At 55.3% G+C, this 6,514-nt stretch carries 3 protein-coding genes; all 3 read right to left on the bottom strand.

Annotation, left to right across the window (positions count from 1 at the left end; translation table 11 throughout):
- Positions 1–332: 332 nt before the first annotated feature.
- Positions 333–2,330 carry an NAD-dependent DNA ligase LigA gene (gene ligA / locus PGX44_RS13550; protein WP_498855788.1) on the bottom strand — a complete coding sequence of 666 codons (1,998 nt, stop codon included), beginning with the start codon at positions 2,328–2,330 and terminating at the stop codon, positions 333–335.
- Between the two features lie 18 nt (positions 2,331–2,348).
- Positions 2,349–4,553 (bottom strand): DNA helicase PcrA, encoded by a 2,205-nt coding sequence (gene pcrA / locus PGX44_RS13545; protein WP_498855787.1) that lies wholly within the window; start codon positions 4,551–4,553, stop codon positions 2,349–2,351.
- Positions 4,554–4,630: 77 nt separating this feature from the next.
- Entirely contained in the window at positions 4,631–5,902 is a 1,272-nt protein-coding gene (locus PGX44_RS13540; protein WP_498855786.1) for a manganese-dependent inorganic pyrophosphatase, read from the bottom strand.
- Positions 5,903–6,514 lie beyond the last annotated feature (612 nt).

Below are 6,514 nucleotides of genomic sequence, written 5' to 3'. Positions count from 1 at the left end.
AAAGAATTAAAAAATTATTGTTGACCCCTTGACTTATGGTAGCAGGTCTCTCCCCGCTTTGCGGGGAAAGCCTACCTTTCATATATTTTAATACAATATTATTTTAAGGTTTATGGTGCAATTGCTTTCCCTGAGGGGAAAGTGGGCGCGAAGCGGTCGATAAAGGCGTATTATAACATTGTAATTAAGCGGTTGATTAGTAAGCTATAGTGCTGATATGGTCGGGGAGAGATGGTACCTTTTTGTGGTCCGAATTTATCTGATTGATTTTTTATTGGCCCTCTCTCCCCCGCGGCCGAGCCGCGCGGACTCTCCCCGCTTTGCGGGGAAAGCTATTTTAGCCATTCTTTAAATTCTTCTTCTGTGATGATGTGGGTGCCTAGTTGTTGGGCTTTTTCGTATTTGCTGCCTGGGTCGGCGCCTACTACTACTAGTGTGGTTTTCTTGGTGACGGAGTTTGTGCATTTGCCGCCTCGTTGTTCTACTGCTTCTTGGGCTTCTTGTCTGGTCATGGTTTGGAGTTTGCCTGTGAGGACTACGATTTCTCCGTCGAAGGAGGCGTTAATTAGGGTGCGTTTTTCGGCTGTCATGTCGACGCCGTATTGGCGCAGGGTTTCTACTAGGGCGCGGTGTTTTTCGTCCTGGAAGTATTGGACGACGCTTTCGGCGATGCGCGGGCCGATTTCGTCGATGACGGTGAGTTCGTCGGCTTTGGCGTTCATGATGGCGTCGATGGTGCCGAAGCATTCGGCCAGGATGCGGCCGGCTTTGGCGCCGACGAAGCGGATGCCCAGGGCGAAGAGGACGCGGGCGAGGCCTACGCTTTTGCTGGCTTCGATGGCTTTGAGGAGGTTGTCAGCTGATTTTTCGCCGAAGCCGTCGAGGCCGACGAGGTCTTCTTTTTTCAGGCCGTAAATGTCGGCTACGGTGTGGATGAGTTCGTGGTCCAGGAGCTGGCTGACGATGGCGTCACCCAGGCCGTCGATGTTCATGGCGTTGCGGGAGACGAAGTGGGCTACCCGTTCGAGGAGGACGCCCGGGCAATCCGGGTTGATGCAGCGCGTGGCTGCTTCCCCTTCTCTGCGGACGACGGGGCCGCCACAGCTCGGGCAGGTCGCAGGCATGGCAAAGACTTCTTCACCTCCTGTGCGCAGTTCCGGCAGGGCGCGGACGACTTCCGGGATGATTTCCCCTGCTTTCTGGATGACGACGGTGTCGCCGACGCGGATGTCTTTGTCGCGGATGTAGTCTTCGTTGTGGAGGGTTGCCCGTTTCACTGTCGTGCCGGCCAGACGGACCGGTTTCAGGTCCGCAGCCGGTGTGAGGACACCTGTACGGCCGAGGCTGACGGAGATACCCAGTACCTTGGTCTTAGCCTGTTCCGGCGGGAATTTGTAGGCAATGGCCCAACGGGGAATCTTTACGGTATTGCCGAGACGGGCCTGCTGGGCGAAGGAGTTGACCTTGACGACCATGCCGTCTGTGGCGTAGCCCAAGGTGTCGCGGCGGTCATCCCAGCTGTGGATGAAGGTAATGACGTCTTCGATGTTCGTGAATTTCCTGTATTCCGGGTTGACCTGGAAATGGAAGGCCTTCAGATCCTGCAGGAGCGCTTCCTGGCTGGGAATATCGATGCCGACAGTGCCGCCGATGGCGTAGGCAAAGAAGGCGAGCTTGCGCTGGGCTGTAATCTGCGGGTCGAGCTGGCGCAGCGAGCCGGCAGCGGCGTTGCGGGGATTGGCAAAGGGTTCCAGTTCGTCGTCGCGGCGCTGGCTGTTGAGCTGTTCAAAGGCCGGAATGGGCATGTAGACTTCGCCGCGGATTTCCATGTGCGGCGAGTCGCTGTCGATGCGTAAGGGAATGGTACGGATCGTGCGGACATTATTGGTCACGTCTTCGCCGGTGACGCCGTCGCCACGGGTGACACCGCGGATGAACTGGCCCTGTTCGTAAATGAGGTTGACTGCCAGGCCGTCGATTTTCAGTTCCACTACGTATTCCAGGTCTTCGCCATCGAGGTCATCGCGGACGCGCTGGTCGAATTCGCGCAGCTCCTGGTCGTTAAAGACGTCGCCCATGCTCAGCATAGGCCGGTCGTGGGTGTACTTGGCAAAGCCGCCGGAAATCTTGGAGCCTACGCGCTGGGTCGGCGAGTCAGGCGTAATCCATTCGGGATGTTCTTTTTCTATGTTTTCCAGTTCCCTGTACATCATATCGTATTCGTAGTCGCTCATGGTCGGTTTGTCGAGCGTGTAATACTGATAGCTCAGGGTATTGATGGTTTCGCGCAGTTCCTGTAAGCGTTTGTGCAGGTCTTCAGTTTGCGACATGGTTTTCTACTCCCCTTCTCAGATTTTTTCGATGGGTGCGAATTTGACGACGACCTGGCGGATGCCCTTGGTCGGAAATTCCAGCTTGAGCTGCATATTTTGCCCTTCGCCGATGACGGCGAGGACGCGGCCTGTGCCCCAGACCTTGTGGCGGACGCTGTCGCCTACTTGCCACGTACTGTCGACGGCGTGCTGCTTGGGCAGGTTCGTTGCTACGGGCTTGGTGGCCAGGACGGATACGCGCTGACGGCCCGGTACATCGCTGGTCTGGCGGACCGGTGTCGTCGCCCGGCGGTGGTATTCTTCCATGAGGCCTTCCGGGATTTCATCGAGGAAACGGCTGGGCAAGTACGCTGAAACGCGGCCGTACATGGCACGCGTCGACGCATTGGTCACGTAGAGCTGCCGTTCGGCCCGCGTAATGCCCACGTAGGCCAGGCGCCGTTCTTCTTCGATCTGGCTGTCGTCCATGAGGGTCCGGCTGTGCGGGAAAAGGCCTTCGTCCAGGCCGGCCAGGAAGACGACGGGAAATTCCAGTCCCTTTGCGGCGTGGAGCGTCATGAGGGTGACCTTCGATTCGCTGCTTTCGAATTCGTCGACGTCGCTCACGAGGGCTACCGTTTCCAGGAAGTCCTGGAGATTGCCTTCGGGATGGCCATCGACGTAGTCCTTGGCAACGGAAAGGAATTCGCCTACGTTTTCCTTGCGGCTTTCGCCTTGCGGATCGTGGGCCGCTTCGGCGTCGAGCATGGCACCGTAGCCGGTCTGCTTAATGACCTCTTCCATGAGGTGCAGGACGTCCCATTCTTCGGCGTGGCCCAAGAGGTCGAAGATAGTAACAGAAAAGTTTTCCAGTGCTGCCTTGGCCCGTTTGCTCACAGGGATTTCTTCTGTCGACGAAAGGGCTTCAAAGAGGGAAATGCCTTCTTCTTCGGCGTAGTCCATGAGGTGTTCAATGCTCGTCGCGCCAAGGCCGCGCTTCGGTACGTTGATGATACGCATGAGGCTCAGGCTGTCTTCGGGATTGTACAGGAGGCGCAGGTAGGCGATGATATCCTTGATTTCCTTGCGGTCGTAGAACTTCGTGCCGCCAACCATGGTATAGGGAATGCCGTAGCGCATGAGCTGTTCTTCGAGGACACGGGACTGGGAGTTCGTACGGAAAAGGATGGCCATGTCACCGTAGGGCTCTTTTTCGATGCCGTGACGGTTGTAGATGACGCCGGCAATGTAGTCGGCTTCGTCATGTTCCGTCTGGGCGTGATAATGGATGATCTTGTGGCCTGTCGGGTTTTCTGTCCAAAGATTTTTCTGGGGACGGCTCGTGTTGTTATCGATGACGGCGTTGGCCGCATTGAGAATGGTTTTCGTCGAACGGTAGTTCTGTTCCAGCTTGATCGTCGTCGCCTGGGGATAGTCCTTTTGGAAGTCGATGATGTTGCTAATATCGGCACCGCGCCAGGCGTAAATGCTCTGGTCTGCATCGCCGACGACGCAAATATTCTGCCAGCGCGCAGCCAGGATGTGCGTCAAGAGGTACTGGGCGCGGTTCGTATCCTGATATTCGTCGACGAGGATATACTGAAAACGGCTCTGGTATTTTTCGCGTACGTCTGCGTTGTCCTGCAAGAGGCGCACGGCCATGAAGAGGAGGTCGTCGAAGTCCATGGCGTTGTTGTCGTGGAGCTTCTTTTCATAGAGCGTGTACACGTCGGAGACCTTCTGTTCGTAGAAATCGCCGGCCCGGGAGGCAAATTCCTTGGCCGTCATGAGGGCGTTCTTGGCCGATGAAATGGTAGCCAGGACAGAGCGCGGCGGGAACTGCTTGTCGTCCAGGTTGATTTCCTTCAGGCAGTCTTTGACCAGGGTCTGCTGGTCGCCTGCGTCGTAAATGGTAAAATTACGCGTGTAGCCGTCGAAGCCGTCGATTTCAAAGCGCAGGAGCTTGGCGCAGAAGGAATGGAAGGTGCTGAGCCAAATGCGTTCGGCATCGGCGCCAACGAGGTTCTGTACACGTTCGCGCATTTCCTTGGCGGCCTTGTTGGTAAAGGTAATGGCCAGGATATGGTAGGGAGCGACGCCTTTTTCGAGGAGATAAGCAATGCGGCTCGTAAGGACCTTAGTCTTGCCCGAGCCGGCGCCGGCTGTAATGAGCAAGGGGCCTTCCGTGTGTTCTACGGCCTTACGCTGCTGGTCGTTGAGGGTGCTAAGAATGGGATTCAAATCAATGTATCCTCCTTCAAAGAAAATGCCCTCATCGTTCAATGAGGGCACTTCGAATCAGTACAATTGGGTCTTACTTATTTCAGCGCCGACAGGATGGGCGGTACGACCTGTTTCTTACGGCTCATGACGCCGGGCAGGTAGACTTCTTTATCCAATACGTCTTTGCCAAAGGCTTTGCCGACGACTTCGTCGAGGTTGCCGGCGAAGATGAGGTTCGTCGCTTCGTCGATGATGCTCGTGATCATGAGGAAGGAAGCGGCGTAGTTGTTGGCTGCGCGCAATTTTTCCAGGGCGTTGACGAGGACGTCCTTCTGAGCCAGGAGGTCCGATACGTCCATGACCTGTACCTGAGCGATAGTGAAGGTGATGTTGCCGTCAGAGAATTCCTTCATGTCGTTTTTGGTGATCTGTTCCGGCGTGAGGTCGGAAACGTTGGCACCGGCTTTGAGGAGTTCCATGCCATATTTTTCAATGTCGACACCGGCGATGGCAGCCAGTTCATGAGCTGCGGCCTTGTCTTCTTCGGTGCACGTCGGGCTGCGGAACAGAACGGTGTCGGAAATAACGGCCGACAAGAGGAGGCCGGCAATTTCCTTAGGAATTGCTACGCCTGCCTGTTTGTAGAGGCCCGTAACGATCGTTGCGGAACAGCCAACGGGACGGAAAAGGATGAAGATCGGGCCATCTGTAGCCAAGGTGCCGCCAATGCGGTGATGGTCGACAACGCCGATGATTTCTGCGTCGTCAATGCCGTCGATGATCTGTTTCTTTTCGTTGTGGTCGACGAGGAATACTTTCTGTTTTTCTACGCCGGCTGCACAGGCTGCGCAGGTCATGCCTACGTATTTGCCGTCGTCAACGACGACTACCTGTCCTTCTTCCGGGAGATCGCAGGCGCGGTCGCTCGTGCTGAAGAAGACGTCCGGATCGTGCATGAGATCTTTGACCATGCTCAGTTCCTGACCGGTTACGGTTTTGATGAATTCTTCGGCCAGGGCCGTGCGGTCGATGACGCCTCGGAAGGCACCGTTTTCGGCAACAGGAGCAATGGAAGCCGGATGCGTAGCAAACCACTGGGCAGCGTCTTTAAGGCTGGCGCTGACTTTCAGCGGTTCTACGTCTGTATGGGTTACTTCGCCAACTTTGACGTAGAAGTCCTTAATGAGCTGCTGCGGTTCTACGTGGAAGTAGTTCAGGGCGAAGGCTGTTTCTTTATTCGGTTCGCCAGCCCGGCCAGGGATAGCGTCAATACCCTGGAGCTGTTTCAAACGAGCCAGGGCGATGGATGAGCAAATGGAGTCCGTATCAGGGCTCTTGTGTCCTGTTACGATAATTGGTTTTGTCAATGTAATCACCTCATAAAATGCGTAGTGTAAGTTTGTTTCTTTGATATTATACCATAAGCCGCGCCGCTGTGCTACTGCTTTCCCCGCTCAGCGAGAGTACTCGCGGCCTGATGTGGTTTTGTGGATGCAACCTCTATCGACCGCTTCGCTGCGCTACAGCCTATCCGCGTTAGGGCTACCAGTTTCGACTCTTCCGTCACCTACGGCGACACCTTCCCTCCCAGGGAAGGCACTTGGAGAAAGCTGTTGCTTCATGAATTCGGATTTGAGAAATACGGTTTGTGGAATCAGCCTCTATCGATCGCTTCGCGGCGCTACAGCCTATCCGCGTTAGGGCTACCGGTTGGCTCAAAACTTGATTTCATTCAAGTCTTGAGTAGTAACGGCGTAGTGTGCACACAGGCATACTACGCTTCCGTCACCTACGGCGTATGGTGCGCACGGGCACCATACGCCTTCCGTCCCAGGGAAGGCACTTGGAGAAAGCTATTGCTTCATGAATTGGATTGGAGTAATCGTTTTGTCGAATCAGCCTCTATCGATCGCTTCGCGACCACTAGTACCATAAACTTGTAGTGAATAGGTCGCTCCTATCCGCTGCACTTATAGTTT

This window comes from Caecibacter sp. AF58-12pH5A, from assembly GCF_027681725.1.
In the GTDB taxonomy this organism is placed as follows: Bacteria; Bacillota; Negativicutes; order Veillonellales; family Megasphaeraceae; genus Megasphaera; species Megasphaera hominis.
Note: the sequence above shows the minus strand (reverse complement) of the source record. Positions and strands in the feature narration are given on the sequence as shown.